Origin of the sequence: Caballeronia sp. LZ008 (assembly GCF_031451435.1) — a bacterium.
In the GTDB taxonomy this organism is placed as follows: domain Bacteria; phylum Pseudomonadota; class Gammaproteobacteria; order Burkholderiales; family Burkholderiaceae; genus Caballeronia; species Caballeronia zhejiangensis.
This window is the reverse complement of sequence record NZ_JARUXK010000004.1, coordinates 130,579-152,479: the sequence shown is the minus strand read 5'-3', so window position 1 is coordinate 152,479 and position 21,901 is coordinate 130,579. Positions and strand designations below refer to the sequence as shown.

Genomic DNA, 21,901 nt, shown 5'->3' with positions numbered 1-21,901 from the left:
TCATCGGCGCAAGACGCGCGATGTCGGCCCTAGTCGTTGCGCGAAACGGCGCGCGCATTCGATGCCGAACGGCGTCGGACGCGCGCCGCGATCGTGCTGCACGTCGAAGCCCATGCGCCACGCCGCGATGCGCTTGCCGTAACAGGTGAGCGTTTCCAGGGACTGCATCACGAAGACGATTTCCGGCAGCGTCTCCGCATACAGCGATTCGGCATCGTCCTCGCGGCCTTCGGCGAACGCGTCGTAAATGGCGGCCTGACGATCGAACGCGTCGGGCGCGACGATCAGGCCATCGCAGCCCGCACGCAAGTTGTCCACGAGTTCCTGGCCACCGCGCCCGTTGAACACCGCGAGCGTCTGTTCGAGCGCGCGCAATCGTTCGATGGTCGCGCGGATCGTCACGGCCGGGCCCTCGCCCTTCAGCAAACGGAAGTTCGGCCGCTCGGCAGCGAGCGCGGCAATCGATTCCGCCGACAAACCCACGCCCAGATATTCCGGCGCGTTCTGAATGCCCGCATTCGCGCCGGTCCGTTCGAGCACCGACGCGAAGAAGTCGTAGTAGAACGCTTCCGGCTCGCCGCGTTTGGACGGCGGTTGAAGGATCAACCACGACGCGCCGCGTTCGAGCGCATGGCTTGCGAGCGCGACTTGTGCATCGACGCTGTCGCCGGTGATCGTGACCGCGAGCGGCACGCGACCGGCGATATGCGCGGCGCATACGTCGATCATCGTGCGCTTCTCGTCTTCCGACAGGCGATGCACTTCCGTCGCGAGACCGAGCGTGACGATCGCCGGCGCGCCCGCCGCGAGGGTCGCGTCGATCTGCTTGCGCGTGGCGTCGTGGTCGAGGCGGTTCAGCGCATCGAAATAGGCGTACAGCACCGGCCACATGCCGGGCGGCGGCGTTTGCAGGTTCGTCATCGATTGCCTCCGCTCAATGCGAATCGCGCGGCACGGGCGCGCCGCTCGAACCGACGAGAAAGTCCAGGTCCGCGCCCTGATCCGCCTGCAAGACATGCTCGACATACAAGCGGTAATAACCGCGCTTCGGCAATTCGGGCGCCTGCCATGCGGCGCGGCGCTTCGCCAGTTCTTCGTCCGATACTTCGAGATGCAGACGCCGCGCTTCGACGTCCAGTTCGATCATGTCGCCGGTCTGCACGAGCGCGAGCGGACCGCCCGCCGCCGCTTCCGGCGACACATGCAGCACGACCGCGCCGTAGGCGGTGCCGCTCATGCGGCCATCGGAGATGCGGACCATATCGGTGATGCCTTTTTGCAGCACCTTTTTCGGCAGCGGCATGTTGCCGACTTCCGCGAAGCCGGGATAACCCTTCGGCCCCGCGCCCTTCAGGACCATGATGCAGTGCTCGTCGATATCGAGCGAATCGTCGTCGACCTTCGCGTGCAACTCTTCGACGTTTTCGAATACGACCGCGCGCCCGCGATGCTTCAGCAACGATTGCGTCGCCGCCGATGGCTTGATGACCGCGCCGTTCGGTGCGAGATTGCCCTTCAGCACGGCGATGCCCGCGTGCGGCTTGAACGGCTTCTCGAACCGCGTGATGACCTTCTCGTCGTAGTTCTGCGCGTCGCTGACGTTGTCCCAAATCGTGCGGCCGTTCACCGTGAGCGCATCGCGATGCAGCAAGCCTTGCTCGCCGAGCTGACGCAACACCGCGGGCAAGCCGCCCGCGTAATAGAAGTCTTCCATCAGATACTCGCCCGATGGCTGCAGATTCACGAGGCAAGGCACCTTGCTGCCGAGTTCCCAGTCTTCGAGCGTGAGCTCCACGCCGATACGCTTCGCCAGCGCGATCAGATGCACGACCGCATTCGTCGATCCGCCGATCGCCGCGTTCGTGCGAATCGCGTTCTCGAAGGCTTCGCGCGTGAGGATCTTGTCCATCGTGAGATCGTCCTTGACCATATCGACGATGCGTCGTCCGGCCATGTGCGCGAGCACCTGACGGCGCGCATCGACGGCGGGAATCGCGGCATTGTGCGGCAAGCCCATGCCGAGCGATTCGACCATCGAGGCCATCGTGGATGCGGTGCCCATCGTCATGCAATGGCCGCGCGACCGGTTCATGCACGATTCGGCTTCGACGAATTCTTCCTGCGTCATCGTGCCCGCGCGCACTTCCTCCGACATCTGCCAGACGCCCGTGCCCGAGCCGATGGTGCCGCCGCGAAAGCGGCCGTTCAACATCGGTCCGCCCGACACCGCGAGCGCGGGCAGATTGCACGACGCCGCGCCCATCAGCAAGGCGGGCGTGGTCTTGTCGCAGCCGACGAGCAGAATGACGCCATCGATCGGATTGCCGCGTATGGATTCTTCGACGTCCATCGACGCGAGATTGCGGAACAACATGGCTGTTGGCCGCAGATTCGATTCGCCGAGCGACATCACCGGAAACTCCAGCGGAAAGCCGCCCGCCTCGCGCACGCCGCGCTTCACGTATTCCGCGAGCTCGCGAAAATGCGCGTTGCACGGCGTGAGTTCCGACCATGTATTGCAGATGCCGATGACCGGCCGGCCATCGAACTGATCGTGAGGTATGCCCTGGTTCTTCATCCACGAACGATGGATGAACGCGTCTTTATCGTTGCCGCCGAACCAGCTTTGCGAGCGTAGCTTCTTGCGCATGGAAGTCCCCTTTATCGCGCTTTCTTCATAGTGTGGGATCCAGTAAAAAAGGCCGCGCGGGCGGCCTTTTCAGAAACCCGGACACGTCGAGTTATACACCTCGCATACGCATCCGGCGCGCGTGCAGCGCAAGATTTGACGATCAGTCGAGCATTTCCTGCGACCTTTCGCGCATGCACGCCACCGCGATCACGGAGAGCACGCCGCAACCGATCACGTACCACGCGGGCGCCATCACGCTCTTCGTAATGACGATGAGCGACGTCACGAAGAACTGCGCGAAGCCGCCGAAGATCGCCACGCCGATGCTGTAGACGATGGCCGCGCCCGTCGCGCGCACCGAACGCGGGAACAGCTCGCCGAGCATCGCGCCGGTCGGACCGACGTTGAGCGAATGCACGATAGAGAGCACGGTGACGACCGCGAGCAGCGTCGTCGCGTTCGGCGATTTGTTCAGCAGCGCGAAGGCCGGCCAGATCGCGAGCATCAGCAGGATGCGCGTCGTCTGCGCGAGCTTGTTGCGGCCGATGCGGTCCGACAGATAGCCACCTATCGGCGCGACGATAAAGAGAATCGCGCCCGACACGCAGCCCGAAAGCATCGACGTCCAGCTCGGCAGGCCGAGCGTCTTCACGCCGTAGATCGACAGATAGAACACGATGATGAAGTGCGCCGACGTGCCGCCGATCGTCAGGCCGAGTCCGTTGAGCACCGCGCGGCCATGTTCGCGCAGCACGGTGACAAGCGGAATCTTCGGTGCCTTGGGCGCGGCGGCGACGTTTTGCGGCGGCGCTTCTTCCATCGTGCGACGCAGCCACCAGCCGACGGGCACGATCGCCGTGCCGATGAAGAACGGCACGCGCCAGCCCCAGCTTTCGAGTTGCGCGGTCGTGAGCGTCGCCGTGAGCGCGACGCCGGTCAACGCGCCGGCGAGCGCCGAGAGTCCCTGGCTCGAGAACTGCCACGATGCATAGAAGCCGCGCCGGTTCGCGGGCGCCTGTTCGAGCAACAGCGTCGTCGATGCGCCGACTTCGCCGCCCGCCGAGAAGCCTTGAATCAGCCGTGCGATCACGAGAATGATCGGCGCGGCGATGCCCGCTTGCGCGTAAGTCGGCGCGACGGCGATCATCGCGGTGCCGAGCGCCATCAGCCCGAGCGTGAGGAGCATCGCCTTCTTGCGGCCGGCGCGATCGGCGTACATGCCGATCAGCAAGCCGCCGATCGGCCGCGTGAAGAACCCGACGCCGAAGCTCGCCACCGCAAGCAGCAACTGGCCGACCGGATCGTCCACCGGAAAGAACAGCTTGCCGATGGTCAGCGCGAAGAACGCATAGACGATGAAGTCGTAGAACTCGAGCGCGTTGCCGACCGCCGCCGCCAGGACGAGCCGCGTGCGCGCCGCGCGGCTGGTTTGCATCGAAGGATTCGCGGGCGCGCTGGCAAAGGTAGGTGCGTTCATGATGGATTCCGAAGGATCAGTCGGCGAGCCAGGCTTCGGCCAGGCGCACCCAGTAGCTCGCGCCGATCGCGAGGATGTCGTCGTTGAAATCGTAGCCGGGGTTGTGCACCATGCAGCCGCCCTTCGAGCCGATGCCGTTGCCGATCCACGCATACGTGCCGGGGCACGCTTCGAGCATGAAGGCGAAGTCTTCGCTGCCCATCAGCGGACGCGCGGCCGGATCGACGCGTTGCGCGCCGAGCATTTTCGTCGCGACATCGGTGGCGAAGGCGGTCGGTTCCGCGTGATTCACGAGCACCGGATAGCCGAGTTCGTAGTCGATGTCGGCCGTGCAGCCGAACGCCAATGCCTGCGCGTTCACGAGCGCGGTGATGCGCTCCTGAAGCTGCTTGCGCACGCCCGCGTCGAGCGCGCGCACGGAGAGCTTCAGCAGCGCGGTCTCGGGGATCACGTTGCACGCCTCGCCCGCCTGCACGCTGCCGACGGTGACGACCGCGGATTTCTGCGCATCCACTTCGCGCGCGACGATGCTGTTGAGACCGAGCATGATCGATGCGACCGCGGGCATCGGATCGCATGCGACGTGCGGCATCGCGCCATGTCCGCCGACGCCGCGCACGGTGATGTTCACGCGATCCGACGACGCCATGCCCGGACCCGGCGTGAAGAACATGTCGCCCGCGGGCAGGCCGGGCATGTTGTGCAGGCCGAACACGGCGTCGCACGGGAATTTTTCGAAGAGACCGTCTTCGATCATCGCGCGCGCGCCCGCCTCGCCTTCCTCGGCGGGCTGGAAAATCACGATCAGCGTGCCCGAGAACTGGCGGCTTTCGGCGAGATGGCGCGCGGCGCACAGAAGCATCGCGGTGTGGCCGTCGTGGCCGCATGCGTGCATCGTGCGCGCGTGTTTGCTGGAATACGGCAGGCCGGTGGCTTCCTCGATCGGCAGCGCGTCCATGTCGGCGCGCAGTGCGATGCGCTTGCCGCCCTCGCCTTCCGTCAACATGCCGACGACGCCCGTCTTGCCCAGCCCGCGATGCACTTCGTAGCCCCATTGCGCGAGCAATCCCGCGACGAGATCGCTGGTTTGCGTTTCCTCATACGCAAGTTCCGGATGCGCGTGAATGCGCCGGCGCACATCGACGAATTCCGACGCGATGGCGGCAATGCCGGGGATGACGGGCTCGACTGACAACATATGACGCTCCTTGCTCGATGCGATTCGATGTGTGCCAAGCATATAAAGCCGATAAGCAAACCAAAAGACGGTAAATTTATTGCGTGATGACTATTGGTTGTCGGCGATAACCCTAGGATGTCGGCCATGAGCATGAAATATCATCAGTTGCGCGCTTTCCTGACGACCGCCGAGCAAGGCAGCATTCGCGCGGCGGCGCGCAGCCTTCATTTGTCGCAAGCGGCGCTGACTAAGGCGATCAAGGAACTGGAACAGGATCTGGGCGTACCGCTCGTGTTGCGCACCGCGCGCGGCGTGCAACTGACGGCGTTCGGGCAGCAGTTGCGCGTGCGGGCGCATCTGATCGTCAGCGAAATGCGCCGCGCGGAAGACGACATCGCGCAGATGAAAGGCGCCGGCGCGGGCAGCGTGAGCGCGGCCGTCACGCCGACTGCCGCGCTATCGATATTGCCGCAGGCGTATCGGGCGTTTCGCAAGCAGATGCCGGACGCGCGCGTGAGTTTTATCGAAGGCTTTCCGGGCGTCGCGATGCCGCGTCTGCGCGATGGTTCGCTGGACTTCGTCGTGGCGGTCGTCGTGCCCGAACATCTCGCGCCGGAGTTCGATCACATCGAGCTGTACGAGAGCCGCTCGGCGATCGTCGGGCGCGCGGATCATCCGTTGCGGCACTGCACGTCGCTCGCGGAGTTGTCGGATGCGGAGTGGCTGCTGAATCCGTCGCCGGAAAGTTCGACGCAGGCGCTGCTCGATTCGTACGCCGAGCGCGGTCTGATGGTGCCCAAACGCGTGATCGAATGTCCGAGCTTCATCATCGCGCACGGGTTGTTGCGTGGCTCGGATGCGCTCGCCGCGATGCCCGCCGCGTTGCTGGAACATCCATGGGTCGGCGAAGGGCTCGCGATCTTTCCTATCGTTGATCCGTTGCCTGCCGTGTCGGTGCGAATCGTGACGCGCAGGGACAGTCCGCTGACGCCCGCTGCGACGTTGATGCTGGAGTGCTTGCGACACGCGGCGCGGGGACAGTGAGGCAGGTGCGCTTCAAGAAGATTCCGGATTCGTGGAATAGACAGCGAGAATCGGGGCTGTGAGGAGGAATGCACTCACTTTTTCTGGACGATCATTGCATCAGTCGATGCCTATCCGGATTAGCGACTAAACTTCAAAGAGGCGTCGGTGCATGCGTCCAACGTCTGCGCCCAACCAGTCACGATCCAGACGTGCAAGCGAAGGAGGCAGACCCATGCCGAAAACCGTTCGAACCCCTGAGCAGATTCGCGACGAACTGCAAAGCCGCATGGCCAAAATCTCCGCTGACGCGCCGGGAGCCTTGCGCGTGCGCATACCGCTGCCAGAGCGGCATCCGCCCGACGCATCCGGCCGCAACTGGAACATCGTGCCGCTCAACGACCTCGGTGCGGACTATGTACATCACGTCGAGAAGGTGATCGAAGACATGCGTACCGAGTTCGTGCTGCCAGATTGACGCTGAAAGCATCGGCAGCACGCCAACAGAATATCAATCGCGCTTTTCGCGATCCCGCGCGGCGCGCTCTGCAATCGCCGCATCGACGGGATCGTCGCGTTGCCGCATTAGCCAGTAGACGCTGCCGAGCGCGATCAGCGCGGCCGCCAGTGCGGCAATGCGGCCCGGGTCCGTGGCAGGGTCAAGGATGATGAACTTGCGCGCTATCGCGAGCATCGCCACGAGAAGCACTGTCTTGACCTGCACGATGTGATCGCGTCTTAACATGACGCGAGTGATCGAATGCTTGAATTCCATCGCGATCAACAACGTCATCACCATGCCGAAAACCGCCTGAAAGATCGCATGATCCAGCGGATCGAGCGCCCCCGACAGCGTCAGCGCTATGACCGCCCGAATCAACTGCCACAGCGATACGACGATGATCACCGAGATCACGACGCTCAGGATGTGGGCGATGATCTGCTCGAAGCGCTCGTAGAAGGTCAGCACGCGCCATTGCAGCCGATATTCGTCGAGCTTCATGCGAATCTGGGTTGGCTTGCTCATGGATAGGGTCGCAGAGAGACTCGGGCACGGAGTGACGCCGACATCGCGTAGCGAGCCAAAGCCGGGCCTATGACGTTGAGCCATGCGTGCGGCGTTTTCTTTCGTCTACGTGCTGATTCTTTTCTCTTGTCTGCTGTGCACGATGCGTCACATCGCACCCCTCAGCAATCGTTGGGCCGCCAACGCTGGTGTAATGAACGCATGCGCGGCGCGCCTGACAGCGTCGCCGGTTTGCCTCGGCCGCGAAGGCGTTAGCTGGATTCTCGTTCAGTCGTCTGGAGCTCGGGAGTACGTTACAAACCACAAACCCCGCACGATGTTCAGAATCGCAGTCTGAGCATGAACCCAAGCGTGAACGGAAGATCGCTCGAAGGGATCGGCGGAATCAGGATGATGTTCGCGCCGACGCGCTTGTATTCCAGCATGATGAGCGGCGCGGCAACCGGACCGACCGTATGGTTATGGCCGAGGCCGTAGCTGCCGTAGTCATAGCCGGAGATGAGCCCGGCCATGACTGCGAGCCTGATGTAATTCCAGTGAAGGAAGTCCGGTCCCCACACGCCGCCGCCGTAGAACGACGGCTTCGACAGCGAATTGCGAAAGTAGCCGCCTGTCACCGCCCATTGCGGCGCGACCCAGCATTCCACGCCGATGCCCGGATTGAATTGCTCGAAGTCCTTGTCCGGGTGAAAGTGATGCGAAGCGACCATCGCGTCGAGCCAGAGACCGTCGCCGCACCAGCTTGCGTGCGCGGCGGGCGTCCAGCCCAGCGCGACGAGCGCGGCAACCGCCGACAAGTGCGCGCGAAACGTTCGGAATCGGGACAGCCATGTGCACATGTTTTATCCGCCAACGCGCGTACGGTGGCGCCGCTTTTTTGAGATGTAGGTCGAGGCGAACTCTACCCGATCGCGACATTTTCGTGTGTGCTGACGAAAAGTCCGTGACGGCTTGCGCGCGTTCGGATGATCTCGGCGAAACTTGTCGACGTTCTATTTTTGTTTTCGAGGCAATGCGCGATGAAGGCTTATAAGCGTCTCGTTCTTTTTCTCGCGGCGATCGCATTGACGGCGTGCACGCCGCTTCAGGTCGTGACGCATCACGTTTCGTCGAGTGAATCGAGCGTGCCGGCAGGACGTTATCAGCTCGATCCGCATCACTGGAACGTGAGTTTCGACGTCGATCATTTCCACTACTCGCGCTTCGTCATCCGATTCGATAAGACCACGGCGCAACTCGACTGGAACGCGGACGGAATGTCCGGAAGCTCGGTACGCGCGCGAATCGACGCGTCCAGCGTCAACACCAATGTGCCGCTGCTCGATCGCATGCTGAAAGGGCCGGACATGTTCGATGGCGCGCGTTATCCGGACATCGTTTTCGTCAGCACGGCGTTTCAACGCACCGGCGAAGACAAGGGCATATTGACGGGCGATCTGACGATACGCGGCACGACGAAGCCGGTCACGCTCAACGTGACGTTCAACGGACACGCGGTCAATCCGCTCACGAAGCAGGAAACGCTGGGCTTCTCCGCCGACGGACATTTCAGCCGCGCTCAGTTCGGACTGACGACGTGGTATCCGGCCGTCGGCGACGATGTGCACGTCGCCATTCAGGCCGAATTTTCGAAGGCGTCTGCGGACAACGCGCCGTGATGCGTGCCCCTCAGGCCGCGACGGCGGTCCAGTCGAGCACGACCTTGCCGCTGTTGCCGGAAAGCATCGTGTCGAATGCGCGCTGATAGTCGTCGACGGGAAACGTGTGCGTGAGGATCGGGGAGAGATCGAGGCCGCTTTGCAGCATCGCGACCATCTTGTACCAGGTCTCGAACATCTCGCGTCCGTAGATGCCCTTGATTTCGAGTCCCTTGAAAATCACCTGATTCCAGTCGATGGCGGTCTGCGCCGGCGGAATGCCGAGCAGTGCGACCTTGCCGCCGTGATTCATCGATTCGAGCATCGCCGTGAATGCGCTCGGCACGCCGGACATTTCCAGGCCCACGTCGAATCCTTCGGTCATGCCGAGTTCGCTCATCACGTCGCGCAGGTTTTCGTTGGCCACGTTGACGGCGCGCGTCGCGCCCATCTTGCGGGCAAGTTCGAGCCGATAGTCGTTCACATCGGTGATGACGACGTTGCGCGCGCCGACGTGCCGCGCGATCGCCGCAGCCATCACGCCGATCGGCCCGGCGCCGGTAATCAGCACATCCTCGCCGACGAGATTGAACGAGAGGGCAGTGTGCGTCGCGTTGCCGAACGGATCGAAGATCGCAGCGAGATCGTCGGAAATGTCAGGCGGAATCTTGAACGCGTTGAACGCCGGGATCACGAGAAACTCCGCAAATGCGCCTTCACGATTCACGCCCACGCCGACCGTGTTGCGGCACAGGTGACGACGGCCCGCGCGGCAGTTACGACAAAAACCGCATGTGATATGGCCTTCGCCCGACACGCGGTCGCCGATGGCGAAGCCGCGTACTTCCTGTCCCATCTCCACGATCTCGCCGACGTACTCGTGACCGACATGCATCGGCACCGGAATCGTCTTCTGCGCCCATTCGTCCCATTTCCAGATGTGGATGTCGGTGCCGCAGATCGCCGTCTTCCGGATGCGGATAAGAACGTCGTTGTGACCGACTTCGGGTCGCTTCACGCGCGTCAGGGTGAGGCCGGGTGCGCGTTCGAGTTTGGCGAGGGCTTTCATTGCGTTTGATCCTGGCGTTTGGTCTTGATGATGCTGCTTCGAAGGTCGCGGGCCTTTATGCGCATAAAGTCAGCCGATGACGCCGAGGGATCGGCCGACGCGAGCGAACGCATCGACTGCGCGATCGATCTGTTCCGGCGTGTGTGCCGCGCTCATCTGCGTCCGGATGCGCGCGCGTCCTTTCGGCACCACAGGGTAGGAAAAGCCAATCACATAGACGCCTTCGTCGAGCAGCGCATCAGCCATCTTGGACGCGAGTTGAGCGTCGCCGAGCATGACCGGAATGATCGGATGTTCACCGGGGACAAGATCGAAGCCGAGCGCGGACATCGCCTTGCGGAAGTGCGCCCCGTTCTCGCGGACGCGCCGGCGCAACGTCGCGCCTTCGTCGCTTGCGAGCAGTTCAAGCACTTTCAGCGATGCCGCGGCGATGTTCGGTGCCAACGTGTTCGAGAAAAGATACGGCCGGCTGCGCTGACGCAGCAAATCGATGACTTCCTTATGCGCGGCGACATAGCCGCCTGACGCGCCGCCAAGCGCCTTGCCGAGCGTGCCGGTAATGATGTCGATGCGATCGAGCACGCCGCAGTGCTCCGGGGTTCCGCGCCCGTTCTCGCCGATGAAGCCGACGGCGTGGGAATCGTCGACCATGACGAGCGCACCGTAACGGTCAGCGAGATCGCAGATGCCGGAAAGGTTGGCGATAATGCCGTCCATCGAAAAAACCCCGTCGGTCGCGATCAGCTTGAAGCGTGCGCCGGCTGCATCGGCTTCATGAAGACGCGCTTCCAGATCGGCGAGGTCGTTGTTCTTATAGCGCAGACGCCGGGCCTTCGAGAGCCGCACGCCGTCGATGATGCTGGCGTGATTCAGTTCGTCGCTGATGATCGCGTCTTCTTCGGTCAGCAGCGTTTCGAAGAGGCCGCCATTTGCATCGAAGCAACTCGAATAAAGAATGGCGTCGTCCGTTTCGAGAAAACGCGCGATTGCCTGTTCGAGTTCCTTGTGCACGGTCTGCGTGCCGCAGATGAAACGCACGGACGCCATGCCGAAACCATCGGCGTCCAGTCCGTCCTTCGCGGCCTCGATGAGCCGGCGATCGTCCGCAAGACCCAGGTAGTTGTTCGCGCAGAAGTTCAGCACCGCCGCGCCGTTCGCGAGCCGAATGTCCGACGACTGCGGACTCGCGATGACGCGCTCCGTCTTGTAGAACCCCGCAGCGCGAATTTCGTCGAGCGTCGAACGCAAATGGGAGAGATATCGGTCTTTCATCGCAATCCTTGTTCTGGGCCTGCCAATGCAATCCGCGCCTCGTGACTCGCGCGCGCCGTCCTTAGCCCTGTTATAGTGCATCCATCGCATCGGACATGTTCGATATTTCGAACGCATTTCCGATATGCCGAACACTTTACGGGATTGGTCGATTCATGGCAAGCACGGGTTCAGAGGGAAAAGCAGGCGATCTCGCGGGCGCAGGCGCAACACCGCCGCGCGTCGGAGAGATCATTCAACGCTTGCGCAGCGAACGGAAGCTGACCCTCGACGATCTGTCGCGCGCGGCCGGCGTGTCGAAGTCGATGCTGTCGGAGATCGAGCGCGACAAGGCAAATCCGACGATCGCCGTCGCGTGGCGACTGACCAATGCGCTCGGCATCAGCCTCGACCAATTGTTCGCGCAGCAAAGGCCCGCCGAAGCGATCCGCGTTTCGGGGCTGCATGAAATACCGACCCTGAGTGGAGACAACGGCGGCTATCAGTTGCGCGTGTGGGGACCGATTGAACTCGCCGGCAAGTTCGAGTGGTACGAACTTACCCTGCAATCGGGCGCCGCGCTCACGTCGAATGCACACGAACCGTTAACGCGCGAGCATCTCACGGTGCTGAACGGTTCCATTGAGGTAGATGCGTCGGGTGCGACGCGTCGTCTGAAGGTGGGGGAAACCGCGCGGTATGCCGCGGACGAGGCGCACGCGATCCGGAATGTCGGGCGCGCGGAGGCCAAGGCGTTGCTCGTCGTCATCCACGGCTGATGCGCTGAGCGTCCGGAACTTTTTGCGCATAAAGTCGGCGCGCCGCCGTGCGCCCGCCAATAAAAACGGGACGCGCATCGAGCACGTCCCGCTCAAAGCGGCGCCGGAGTCGCGGCGCCGGTTGGCCCGTCTTACGGGTTCTTTTTCACGCTGTCCTTCAGATCCTCGCGTGCATCGCCCACGCCTTTTTGGACCTTGCCGGCTGCTTGCTGCATGTCGCCCTTGGCTTCCTGAGCCGTGTCCCCCGTCATTTTGCCGACGCCCTCGTTGATCTTTCCCTTGACCTGCTTGCCAACGCCTTCGGCTTGATCCTTGTTCATGTCAGTTCTCCCGTGGTTTGCAGCGCTGTTGGCCGCGCGGTGCCGTCGAACGAACGCAGAAACTGCCTGCGCGTTCCGCTCAGGAGTTTCCCAAGCACGGTTAAACGATGCGCTTTGTCGGCAGGCGCGCATAGCCGCGCATGTCTGAAACGCACGTAGGCGGAATCGCACATACAGCCGGTTCGACTCGCGCGACGCTATTTTCATTGCAACAAGTACTGTATATTTGTACAGTACAATAAGACCGGCTGGAAGGGGTGGATCATGGAGTCGAATGGTGAAAACCTGAGCAGAAGGCAGTTCGCCCGCGCGGTGCATGACCTCGAGCGCATCACGCGTCAGATCGCGGGGCGTTACATCGATAAAGGAGTGCCGCTGACTTGGCGGCTGTTGCATGCCATCGAGGCGGAGGCCGTCGCGGACCTCGGATTCGCGGGACGACACGAAGCCGCCTTGCGCGAGCTGTTCGCGCGTCCCGATGACTTTCATTTCCCCGAAACCGATGACGTCGTCGACGTTGCATCCTCGGATGCCTTGCCCGCCGTTTTCGCCTTCGCCGTAGACGCCTACGAGCGCGCATCGCGACAGGATCGGCCACGAGCAGTCAGCGCTGCGCATTGACGCATCCCCGCGGCACGCGACTGAACCCGCGTGCCCCGGTTCATGTCATCGCGCAGCGGATCGTTTCACGGCGCGAACTCCGCCGCGATGTCCGCATCCGAACGCGATTCGAGCTTGCCGTCCCGGCACGCAACGCGAAACACCTCGTAGTCCTTTTCCACCTGATCCGCGTAGGCGCGACCGTAGCGCACTAGAACGTCGGCCATTCGATCGCTGTTGCCCAGGTAGCCCGAGATTTCCGGCGCGCATCCGCCGGACTTCGCGTGCGCGCGGGCAAGCGCCCAGCCGCAAAGCACGGCGTACTCGCGAAAGACGTCGTCGCTGAAAGTATCGAGTTCTGCGGAAATTTTCATGTCGCGTAACTGGCGGATGTAGAGCGTGCGCCCGAGCGGTCCCGTCGCCCAGCCGAGAAACGGGTCCGTGGCGGCCTGCATCAGACGTTGTCCGTGAACGACGCGGTGCCCGTCGTGTTTGATATCGTCGGCGTGCTTCGCATGTTTCGTGAATCTCGCGACGACCGACGTCGATGCCTCCTTCATCTGCAGGAAAAGCGGCTTGTCGTGATGATCCGTGAGCAGCAAAATGAGGCAGCGCGTGCCGACGCTGCCCACGCCGACCACCTTGAACGCGACATCCTGCAGGCTGAATTGCGACAGCAATCTCGCGCGCTCCGGCGTAAGCGTCGCGACATAATCGCGCACGAGCGTCGCGAGCGCATCTTCACGACTGGCTTTGAGCGTCATCCAGCCGTCGTTCTTATCGATCAGCGTGCTCTTGCCGTGGATGTGAAACACGGCAGGCGGCGCATCGCGAATGCGCCACGTGTCGCCGGTTCGGTCGGCGAGTTTCGGCAGCATCGTTTCGTGCGTGCGGCGCGAAGCCCGTTCGATGCCGCGCTTGATGCGCCGCCGCGCGTCTTCGCTCTGCACGGCCTGGTACATGCGATCGAAGGTGATGCGCTCGTACCAGAGATCGAGCACGCTCATTTCAGCGTACTCGCGCAGATGCGTCTGATAGCTGCGCGCGGCGACAAACGCGAACTCGTCCGCAGCCAGATCGCCGTGGCCGAGATGCCGGCCGGCGATCGTGAAGCTCGCGACCAACCGTTTCAAATCCCATTCCCACGGACCGGGCGCGGTTTCGTCGAAGTCGTTGAGATCGAAAATGAGCGCGCGCTCCGGCGTTGCGAAGCCGCCAAAGTTGGAAAGATGACAGTCGCCGCAGATCTGAATGGCGATGCCGCTGTCCGGTGTGCCGGCCAGGTCGTGCGCCTGAAGGATCGCGCTGCCGCGATAAAACGTGAACGGCGAAACGAGCATGCGGCCGTAACGCAAGGGAATCAGCGCATCGACGCGGCCTTTGCTGCTTGTCCGCAGAAGCTCGATGGGATCGCGATCGACATCGCCGATCGCCTCTTGCGCGGCCCGCGGTGTGCGTTCGCGCCTGGCGCGTCCATTCGCGCGACGTTCCTGCCAGGATTGCTGGGGCATCGCTCGCTCCTTTTTGCTCTTGTGTTCGTGGATGGAAGGAAGCCGTATAGACGACAGTAGTCGACGAAACGCACGCCCGCCAAGACAGTTATCGACACTTTGGCGGACACACGCGCTTGACGTCGCGCGCCCGAAGCCCGACCCTGTGCGCAGTGCAATACAGCGCGCAACGCGCCTTCGAACAATATGCCGAACACTTCCGATCTCTTCGACCAACAGCGCGCCGACTGGCAGGCGGACCCGCACGCCGCGTTCGATGCATGGCTCGCCCAGCAATCGTTCAGGGCGTCATCGGCCGATGTGTATCGCGCGCAATGGGGAAATTTTCTCGAGTGGCTGGCCACCAAACGCGCGACGCTGCATACGGTGCAACGTCCGGTCATCGAACAGTTCGTCGCGCAACTGGACATCCGACGCCCGCAGCGCATGCGGTATCTGCGGCTGATCGAGCGCGTGCTGGATCACGTTCGGGAAGTGGACTCGGCGGCGACGAATCCGGCGCGCTTCATCGCTCAGGACGGCGACGCGGCATGGCGCAAGGCACGCGACAACGAGCCGACGGGCTTTCTCACCCACGATGAGCGCGCGCTGCTCGTCGCGCATCTGTTTTCTCCGATCGGCGCCTTGCCGGCCGGGCAGCGCTGGCGCGAGCGGCGCGACCGGGCGTTGGTCGCCGTCTTTCTCGGCGCAGGCGTGAAAACGGGCGAAGCGGCGCAATTGACCGTCGATTGCTACGCGGCCGGCGCGCCTTACGTGACCGTCGACGCGTCGAATCCGCTGCTGATCCGGCAGGCGCGGCTCGCTCCGTTCGCGGTCGAACTGCTCGACAACTGGATCAGCGAGCGCAAGACGGCTGGCCTTGCAGGCGAATTGCTATTCCCGGCAGCACCGACGGGACGCTCCATGCACAAGGCGACGATGCTGCGCGCGATCGACGCCGTCGTGGCCGCATCCGGGATAGCGGCATCGCGCGTCGCGCGCGCAAGTCCGCAGACCTTGCGCAACACGTACGCGGCGGAGTTGTTCGAGGATGGCACGGACCCCGATCGCGTCGGCCAGTGGCTCGGATTCCAGCAGACGATCTCGGTTCACCGGCTGCATCGTGCCTGGCAAGAATGGATGGGTGAGCAAATACGGGAGCGTGACATTGCTCACGCGCGCGCCGACGGGGAACGGCACATGTCCGTCGACGATCCCGAAAACCCTCACCTTTAACGCCGGCGCTCACTCGACGCGCGATTACGAGGTGCTGACGCGCGCCGACCGGATAAATTCGTCGACGGCCGCAAGCTTCGATGCCGTGGCCCCGGACGTGCGCTCGCAGTTCGGGCAGGAAAGCTCGTATTCGTCTTCGTGGCGCTGCAGTTCCGGTTCGCCAGCCTCGCACGCCGGACAGGAAGTTGGCGCGGCGACGTGCGCGTCAATCTGCGTGCCGAGGCGGGCGATCTCGGCGGAAGTGAGGCGCCCCTGCGCCGCCAGCGACGCGATCAACGCGCCGACTTCCGCGCTCGCACAGGATTGAACCCGCCGTGCATCGCGCTCGAGAACTAGCGCATCGATTTCGTCGGACTGCGCCCGCACTTGCGACTCGAGCCGGTCGGCGCGGCTTCGGGCTGCGCTAAGTTGTTGAATGAAATCGAATTCCTTCTGACTCGCTTCGCGTGCGCTGGTCTGATAGGTGGCGGCCATGCCGCGCAGGGAGTCGAGTTCGACGAGCATCGGATGCACGCGCCGTTCGGCCTCCTTGACCGCGTCCTTGATCTGCTGAGCGTAGTGCTCGGTGCTGTGGCGCAGCTCGTTTTGAAGCTCGTCGATGCGGTCGCGCAGCCGTGCCGCAGCGTCCTGCTCCTGCTGCAGACGCGCCGAGAGCGTCTCGTTCTCCTTCTCCCATCGGGCGATGACTTCGCGCAAGCCCGCCTGAGCGTCTGTGCCTTGACTGCGCAGCGTCTTCAATTCGGCTTCCAGCGCCGCGATCTGAGCAGCGCCTGCTTCGGCGCGCGCCTCGGCACGCTGCTGAGCCCGCTCGATCGCCTCGCGACGAATATCGGCATCGCGAGCCTGGGCTTGCGCGGCCTGGATGGCCATGTCCAGACGGGCCTTTTCCTCGTTAAGGGCGGCACGCGCGGCCGTTTGAGCCTCGTCATATAAAGCCGCCAGCAGTTCGCCGGCACGTTCCTGCAATGATTCCGGCATCGCCCCAGCGTCGATGCGAACGCGCAACGTCGAACGCAGACCGGCCCAGAACGCCTCGATGTCCTTGGGGATGTCGCTTGCGCTGCCGGTTTGAGTCAGTTCGCGGACAGTCGTAACCGAGGGCCGAACGCCCAGGTCGAAGAAGAGTCGCTTGCAGGCGTGTTGAGAGAGGTCTTGCCGCCGTGCGCCGGTGGCGCGCATCGCTTCTATTTCTTGGCGCAGCGTGTCGCGAGTAGATTGATCCATGGCGAAAATCTAGCAGTTCAACATGATGATCATAACGTTTTACGTGTTGATCGTTATGTTTTTCGTTCGATCATTGACACCAACGTCGATAACAGAGCATTTAGGCCGTTTTCGACAACTTGGCATGGTACACATGTCCGCCGTCGTGAAACATCCTGAAGATACCGCTGCAAGTCGATGATTTGTCGCGGATTTTAGTCCCATACGCGCCATGGGTGTCTGTTTCACGCAGCTTTTCATTTTTCTGATTACTGCGTGCAAAACACTGCACCGCTAGAGAGTATTAGAAGTTAACACCTTTGAACCTTGTTAACATCGTTAACGCCAGCCAGAACCCTTATCGGATAAGGCTCTGCCGGACGTCAGGTGAGATTGTACGGGAACTATGGTGAAACTCTGCGGGAGCGAACGGTGACGGGCTTCGGGATGATCGGTGAGGGCTCTCGGGAAGAATCGTGAGCGGGTTCGGGGAGGTTCCAAAATGATGGGTGAGCTTATTCGGGGCACGCGCACGCTAACGCGTTGATTTCCGAGGGCGCCCCCCCTGGTCTGTCGGCTTCGTTCGGTGAGAATTTTCGGGAGCATTCGAATCGCACCATTTTGGAGTCGATTCGGGTAACGCTTACCGATCGGTGAGGGTTTTCAGGGTAATTTCCGAGAGAAAGGTGAGCGTTTTCGGGGGCGAAGGCTGCTTTTCGCTGAAATTTTCATCTGCCGATGTCTGAGGTGAGCTTTTCCGGGAGCGAAATGGAAGATGCACGTCTCGGTGCAGCCGTGGTCTCTTCCTGGATGGGCTCGCAGGGCCGGTGAGAGCGTCTAAGGTGAGCCTTTCCAGGAGTGTCTGCGCCTGCTTTTTCAGTGCATCTTCCCTGTCATGCGCCTCGCATGGTGAGGAAATCCGGGATCACGCGCGCTGTACGAGAACTGTCGCTGCACTAGATGAGAAATCGCGCGCATGAAAAAACATATTAGAAACAAGTGGATAGACCAGGATGGTCTGTCGTTGCGTTTAGCGGAAACACGGTATGGTGAGGGAATGCGGGAGCTAGGAGCGTCGGTGCGGGATAGTGCCAAGAAACCGTCGGTGAGGATTTACGGGAGCCACCTTCTTCACGTTTTGTGTCGAAAGCGAGATAAGTGCCTGGGAGAGCACCATTTTTGAGCGACGACGGAAAAAAGGTGAGGCTTTGCAGGACGCAGCAGGGTGAGCATTTGCGGGACAGGCGATATGACGTGCAGCAGGTCAAAAGTGATAGTTTTCGGGGGCCATAGGCGGCGCGAAGCCCGTAGAACGGGGCTGAACGGCGGCGATCGGGTTGAAGAAAACTCGATGAGGTGAGACTTTTCGGGACCTGTCGATGCCGATCTTTTGAAGTGAGTGCGCGCCGTTATAACTTTGCACCGCACCGATGCGCGGCCGAAGCGGAGAAGGACGGACTTTCGGCTGTCTCTGCCGCGCCACACGTCGTTCAACGAGCCGAAAAATTTTTAAGGTGAGCCTATTCGGGAGACTGCTTTAGCTCCCGGATGGCGCCGAAAAACCGTCGCAATCCGTTTACCCGCGTGGACACTACAGCTAAAAGATACCCTCGATCGGTGAGCGGTGAGTGTTTTCGGGAGCGCACCGCAGTGAGCCGTGCTGTCTGTCTGGCAATCACCCCTGTGTGGTGAGGGTGTCCCTATAGACGGGCTTCACCCCAATCGGTATCCTTGCTCGCAATATCGATCTTGACCATTTCATGGCCACCAAGCGCGCAAAGAAAACCGATGTCGTCAGCCCCAGTTCGGCGGAACTGCGCAAGGCAGTCGAGGCCATTGCGATTCAGCCGAAAAGCGGCAAGATCACGCTGCTCACCAGAAAGTTGTTCAATGTGCTGCTAGCCGTTGCTCAACAAGCCGACGACTCCGGTGACACGTATCGCGCGCTGCTGTCGGATATCGTCGCAAATTCGGCGTTCGACTCGAACGACACTGCGCTCGTGAAGGAGCATTTGCGTCGCATGGTGTCGGTGCAGGTCGAATGGAGCACCGGCACATCGAGTCAGAAGCCGGGTCGCAAGTGGGGCATATCGACGCTGATCGCCGACGCCGAAATCCTCGAAGATCCGACGACGCGCCGCGTCTGGGTCGAATTTTCATTCGCGCCGAAAATCAAAAAGAAGCTGCTGGATCCTGTGCAGTATGCGCGCCTGAGCCTGCAATTCCAGAGTCAGTTGCGCAGCAGCGCCGGCCTCGCACTCTATGAAATTTGCGTTCGCTATCTCACGAATCCCAGCCATCTGACGATGCGCGAGACGTGGGAATGGTGGCGGCCTATTCTTTCAGGAACGCCCGATACCGAAGCCGGCGACGAAGCCAAGCGCGAATACAAATACTTCAAACGCGATTATCTGCGGCCCGCAATCGCCGAGGTGAATGCGGTGACCAATATCTTCGTCGAACTGGTGGAACACCGCGAAGGGCGCCGCGTGGCTGAGATTCAGTTCCGCGTGACCGAACAAAAGCAGCCGATGCTCGCGCTGGACGAACATCCGAACGTCTTCGACAGCACGTTGGTGGATCGGATGGTGAAGATTGGCATTCCGCTCAAGGACGCGCAGACGCTGTATGCCGACAGCGAAGAAAACCGCATCCGCGCGGCGTTGCAGATGACCGAACAGCGCATGCGCAGCACGACTTTGCCGCCGGTTCGCAGCGGCGCGGCGCTTTTCAAGGACGCGCTCAAAAAGGGCTACGCGCCACCGGTAGAAGCGCTGCCCCCGGCAACGAGCGGTACGGCCTCCCGCACGCCGGCTGCCGCCGACGATCTCAAAGCCCGCTTGTTGAGCGAATTCTCGGCGTACCGCCGCAAGGAAGCGCGCGTGCTGTACGACGAGCAAGGTGAGGAAGAACGGGAGGTCGCGCGTCAATCCTTCGAGGAAGACGTTTTGCCGGGGCTCGGTGCCCACATGCGCGACGACTGGCGCAAGCGCGGACTGGATTCGAAGCTGGCGGAAACATCCTTCTTCGACTGGCTGGCGCGAAAGACGTGGGGCGAGCCGACCGATGGCGACTTGCTGGCATTTACGCTCAGTCAATCGCGCTAAAGTCTCCGCGCGCAACCGAAAACGTCCGATTCGAAAATGGCCGCCGGTCCATGATCTCGGCGGCCATCGTGTGCATTTACTTCTTGGTCTCGACAGGCTGAAGCATCAGTTCGATCTGATGCAGTAGCTCATCGCGCTTCTCGCGCGACAAGCCGCGCAAACGCAACTCGAGACGATCTTCGCCGTATGACTTCAGATCGCCGACTGCGACGCCGTCCAGCTTGATTTCGAGGCGCCGCGCATAGCGTTGCCGGCCAGGCGTCTTCGGCGCTTCCTGAGCGTTCGCGCGGCCCTTGACGATATCGGCGACCTGCCGCGTGCTCAGGTCATCCGACGTGATCTTGTTGATCAGCCGCAGCGTGGCGTCGGTGCCGCGCGCGGCGTGATAGCGCACGATCTGATAGGCCATGTTCGAGCCGAATCGGTCCGGCCGCGCAACCATCTCGTGCATGACGTTCTCAGGAAGCTTCGCGATCGACAAAGCGACGGCGATCGTCGATTCGTCCAGCCCGAGGTGATCCGCCAGTTCGCGCTGGCTCTGGAAATGCTGTTCGTCGAGAAAGCGTCGCCAGACCACGGCGTTGTCGAAAACAGTCTGCGAGTCGCGCTGAACGTTCAGGTCATAACCGAGCTTGTAGCTCTGAATGCCGATCGGCAGATCGACGACCACTGCCTTCACGGTTTCCTTGTTTGCCTCTTTCAGTGCTCGCACGCGCCGACCGCCATCGCTGACGAAGAACGTTCCCGGATTCTCGTAATCGGGAATGACGTGAATCGCCTGTTGCTGGCCCTGCTTCGCCAGATTGACGGCCAATTCCGCGATTGACGTCTTCAGATAGAAATGGCGCGGGTTGAACGGGCTGGGCTTGATCGACTTGAGCGGCAACTCGATTATCTGTCCGGCCGTGTAGCGGTTTGCACGGCGCCACGCACGATATTCATCGGACTCAGGTCCGGCGTTGATGTCGCCCGGCTCGTCGGCCACGAAGGCGCTCGATCGGCCGTTCGCGGCGGCCTGCCCCACATGTTGAATGTCGACGATGCCATCGATCGCATTCAGACGATCCAGCGCAGTGCGCTTCTCGCTGCTCGTCGTGTCGGGCCGAGCCTTGAAGCCCTTGGCAAATTGGGACGGTTTCATTCAGGGTCCTTTATGCGCATAAAGTCAGGAGAGCATGTCGAGGATCTCGTCCGCGACCGAGCGGATTTCCGCCGCTGCGAGGCGCGAGCCGCGATCGCTCATTTGAAGCACGGTCTGTCCAAGCGCCATCGCCTGCTTGTAACACTCGCGCGTTGGGATCTGCGTTTTCAATAAGGGAAAGCCGAGCTCTTCGAGCGCAACCTTGAGTTCGCGCGTGAGCATGCGCTTTTCTTCGGTCTTGTTGAGCAGAAAGACGGCGCGCAGATCTTCGTTCATCACCTGCGCTTGCTGAACGAGCTTGACAAGGCCGACGCTCGACCAATAGTCCGCCGGCGATGACGAAGTCGGAATCACCGCGACGCTCGCCGCCAGCAACACGACGCCAGATACCTTCTCGGTGATCGACGGCGGGCAATCCACGACGATGATGTCGTAGTCGTTGACGAACTTCTTGATTTCCCGATGAATCTGCCCGCCGGCCTCCGAGAGATTGACGACTGGAAACGGGATGCCGCTTGCGTCATCCGATGCGGCGCTTGACCAATGGATCAGCGTGTTCTGACCATCGGCGTCGACTACGAGCACACGCTTCTTCTTTTCGTGAAAGGCCGCACCGAGATGCATCGCAATCGTGCTTTTGCCGACGCCGCCCTTTTGTTGCGTGATCGCTATGATTTCCGCCGCCACGTTCCACTCCGTATTTTGAAGTCCGTTGAATTCTACATTGTC

General features: G+C 61.9%; 19 protein-coding genes and 2 pseudogenes. 7 read left to right on the top strand and 14 right to left on the bottom strand.

Annotated features, from left to right (window positions below; all coding sequences use genetic code 11):
• The 4 genes from QCE49_RS25420 to QCE49_RS25405 form a co-directional block, all read right to left on the bottom strand.
• Positions 1–921 carry a dihydrodipicolinate synthase family protein gene (locus QCE49_RS25420; RefSeq protein WP_008354223.1) on the bottom strand — a complete coding sequence of 307 codons (921 nt, stop codon included), beginning with the start codon at positions 919–921 and terminating at the stop codon, positions 1–3.
• 13 nt (positions 922–934) lie between these two features.
• The gene (locus QCE49_RS25415; RefSeq protein ID WP_008354222.1) at positions 935–2,650 is read right to left on the bottom strand and encodes an IlvD/Edd family dehydratase; all 1,716 of its coding nucleotides are present in this window, start codon (positions 2,648–2,650) and stop codon (positions 935–937) included.
• Positions 2,651–2,792: 142 nt separating this feature from the next.
• The gene (locus QCE49_RS25410; RefSeq protein WP_034472267.1) at positions 2,793–4,109 is read right to left on the bottom strand and encodes an MFS transporter; all 1,317 of its coding nucleotides are present in this window, start codon (positions 4,107–4,109) and stop codon (positions 2,793–2,795) included.
• A 16-nt stretch (positions 4,110–4,125) separates the two neighbouring features.
• Positions 4,126–5,307 (bottom strand): M20 aminoacylase family protein, encoded by a 1,182-nt coding sequence (locus QCE49_RS25405; protein ID WP_250457924.1) that lies wholly within the window; start codon positions 5,305–5,307, stop codon positions 4,126–4,128.
• Between the two features lie 132 nt (positions 5,308–5,439).
• Here QCE49_RS25405 and QCE49_RS25400 point away from each other — a divergent pair, with 132 nt between their 5' ends.
• Both QCE49_RS25400 and QCE49_RS25395 read left to right on the top strand, forming a co-directional pair.
• Positions 5,440–6,333: a LysR substrate-binding domain-containing protein gene (locus QCE49_RS25400; RefSeq protein WP_033535848.1), complete on the top strand. Its 894-nt coding sequence runs from the start codon at positions 5,440–5,442 to the stop codon at positions 6,331–6,333.
• 214 nt (positions 6,334–6,547) lie between these two features.
• On the top strand, positions 6,548–6,790 hold the full coding sequence (locus tag QCE49_RS25395) for a hypothetical protein (RefSeq protein WP_008354219.1): 243 nt from the start codon (positions 6,548–6,550) through the stop codon (positions 6,788–6,790).
• Positions 6,791–6,823: 33 nt separating this feature from the next.
• On the opposite strand, the gene QCE49_RS25390 is transcribed toward QCE49_RS25395, so the two are convergent.
• Both QCE49_RS25390 and QCE49_RS25385 read right to left on the bottom strand, forming a co-directional pair.
• Positions 6,824–7,315 (bottom strand): phosphate-starvation-inducible PsiE family protein, encoded by a 492-nt coding sequence (locus QCE49_RS25390; protein ID WP_008354218.1) that lies wholly within the window; start codon positions 7,313–7,315, stop codon positions 6,824–6,826.
• 344 nt (positions 7,316–7,659) lie between these two features.
• Complete coding sequence (locus QCE49_RS25385; protein WP_250440836.1) at positions 7,660–8,178, bottom strand: hypothetical protein; 519 nt, start codon at positions 8,176–8,178, stop codon at positions 7,660–7,662.
• Between the two features lie 180 nt (positions 8,179–8,358).
• Here QCE49_RS25385 and QCE49_RS25380 point away from each other — a divergent pair, with 180 nt between their 5' ends.
• Complete coding sequence (locus QCE49_RS25380; protein WP_034472270.1) at positions 8,359–8,997, top strand: YceI family protein; 639 nt, start codon at positions 8,359–8,361, stop codon at positions 8,995–8,997.
• A 10-nt stretch (positions 8,998–9,007) separates the two neighbouring features.
• On the opposite strand, the gene tdh is transcribed toward QCE49_RS25380, so the two are convergent.
• Together tdh and QCE49_RS25370 are read right to left on the bottom strand one after the other, a co-directional pair.
• A complete protein-coding gene (gene tdh, locus QCE49_RS25375) occupies positions 9,008–10,045 on the bottom strand; it encodes an L-threonine 3-dehydrogenase (protein ID WP_008354214.1) in 1,038 nt (345 codons plus the stop codon).
• Between the two features lie 69 nt (positions 10,046–10,114).
• Positions 10,115–11,317, bottom strand: coding sequence for a glycine C-acetyltransferase (locus QCE49_RS25370; RefSeq protein ID WP_250457922.1), 1,203 nt, complete (start codon positions 11,315–11,317; stop codon positions 10,115–10,117).
• Positions 11,318–11,472: 155 nt separating this feature from the next.
• On the opposite strand from QCE49_RS25370, the gene QCE49_RS25365 reads away from it, so the two are divergent.
• Positions 11,473–12,075: a helix-turn-helix domain-containing protein gene (locus QCE49_RS25365; RefSeq protein WP_250457993.1), complete on the top strand. Its 603-nt coding sequence runs from the start codon at positions 11,473–11,475 to the stop codon at positions 12,073–12,075.
• Between the two features lie 131 nt (positions 12,076–12,206).
• Here QCE49_RS25365 and QCE49_RS25360 read toward each other — a convergent pair whose 3' ends face one another.
• A complete protein-coding gene (locus tag QCE49_RS25360) occupies positions 12,207–12,395 on the bottom strand; it encodes a CsbD family protein (RefSeq protein ID WP_008354211.1) in 189 nt (62 codons plus the stop codon).
• Between the two features lie 264 nt (positions 12,396–12,659).
• On the opposite strand from QCE49_RS25360, the gene QCE49_RS25355 reads away from it, so the two are divergent.
• On the top strand, positions 12,660–13,016 hold the full coding sequence (locus QCE49_RS25355; RefSeq protein ID WP_008354210.1) for a DUF2471 family protein: 357 nt from the start codon (positions 12,660–12,662) through the stop codon (positions 13,014–13,016).
• A 65-nt stretch (positions 13,017–13,081) separates the two neighbouring features.
• Here the strand turns inward: QCE49_RS25355 and QCE49_RS25350 are convergent, their stop codons facing one another.
• Complete coding sequence (locus tag QCE49_RS25350) at positions 13,082–14,506, bottom strand: DUF2252 domain-containing protein (protein ID WP_250457921.1); 1,425 nt, start codon at positions 14,504–14,506, stop codon at positions 13,082–13,084.
• Positions 14,507–14,692: 186 nt separating this feature from the next.
• Here QCE49_RS25350 and QCE49_RS25345 point away from each other — a divergent pair, with 186 nt between their 5' ends.
• A complete protein-coding gene (locus tag QCE49_RS25345; RefSeq protein WP_250457919.1) occupies positions 14,693–15,721 on the top strand; it encodes a tyrosine-type recombinase/integrase in 1,029 nt (342 codons plus the stop codon).
• A 24-nt stretch (positions 15,722–15,745) separates the two neighbouring features.
• Here QCE49_RS25345 and QCE49_RS25340 read toward each other — a convergent pair whose 3' ends face one another.
• On the bottom strand, positions 15,746–16,945 hold the full coding sequence (locus QCE49_RS25340; protein ID WP_250457917.1) for a DNA-binding protein: 1,200 nt from the start codon (positions 16,943–16,945) through the stop codon (positions 15,746–15,748).
• A gap of 1,739 nt (positions 16,946–18,684) precedes the next feature.
• Between QCE49_RS25340 and QCE49_RS25335 the strand changes: the two genes are divergently transcribed.
• On the top strand, positions 18,685–20,031 hold the full coding sequence (locus QCE49_RS25335) for a replication initiation protein (RefSeq protein ID WP_008354205.1): 1,347 nt from the start codon (positions 18,685–18,687) through the stop codon (positions 20,029–20,031).
• 76 nt (positions 20,032–20,107) lie between these two features.
• On the opposite strand, the pseudogene QCE49_RS25330 reads toward QCE49_RS25335, so the two are convergent.
• From QCE49_RS25330 to parA, 3 genes and pseudogenes are all read right to left on the bottom strand, one after another.
• A pseudogene (locus QCE49_RS25330) lies at positions 20,108–20,989 on the bottom strand (ParB/RepB/Spo0J family partition protein); the annotation flags it as partial.
• Positions 20,990–21,066: 77 nt separating this feature from the next.
• A pseudogene (locus QCE49_RS34625) lies at positions 21,067–21,172 on the bottom strand (chromosome partitioning protein ParB); the annotation flags it as partial.
• A gap of 24 nt (positions 21,173–21,196) precedes the next feature.
• Positions 21,197–21,859, bottom strand: a complete 663-nt coding sequence (parA, locus tag QCE49_RS25325; RefSeq protein WP_175982366.1) for a ParA family partition ATPase — start codon at positions 21,857–21,859, stop codon at positions 21,197–21,199.
• Positions 21,860–21,901: the final 42 nt, after the last annotated feature.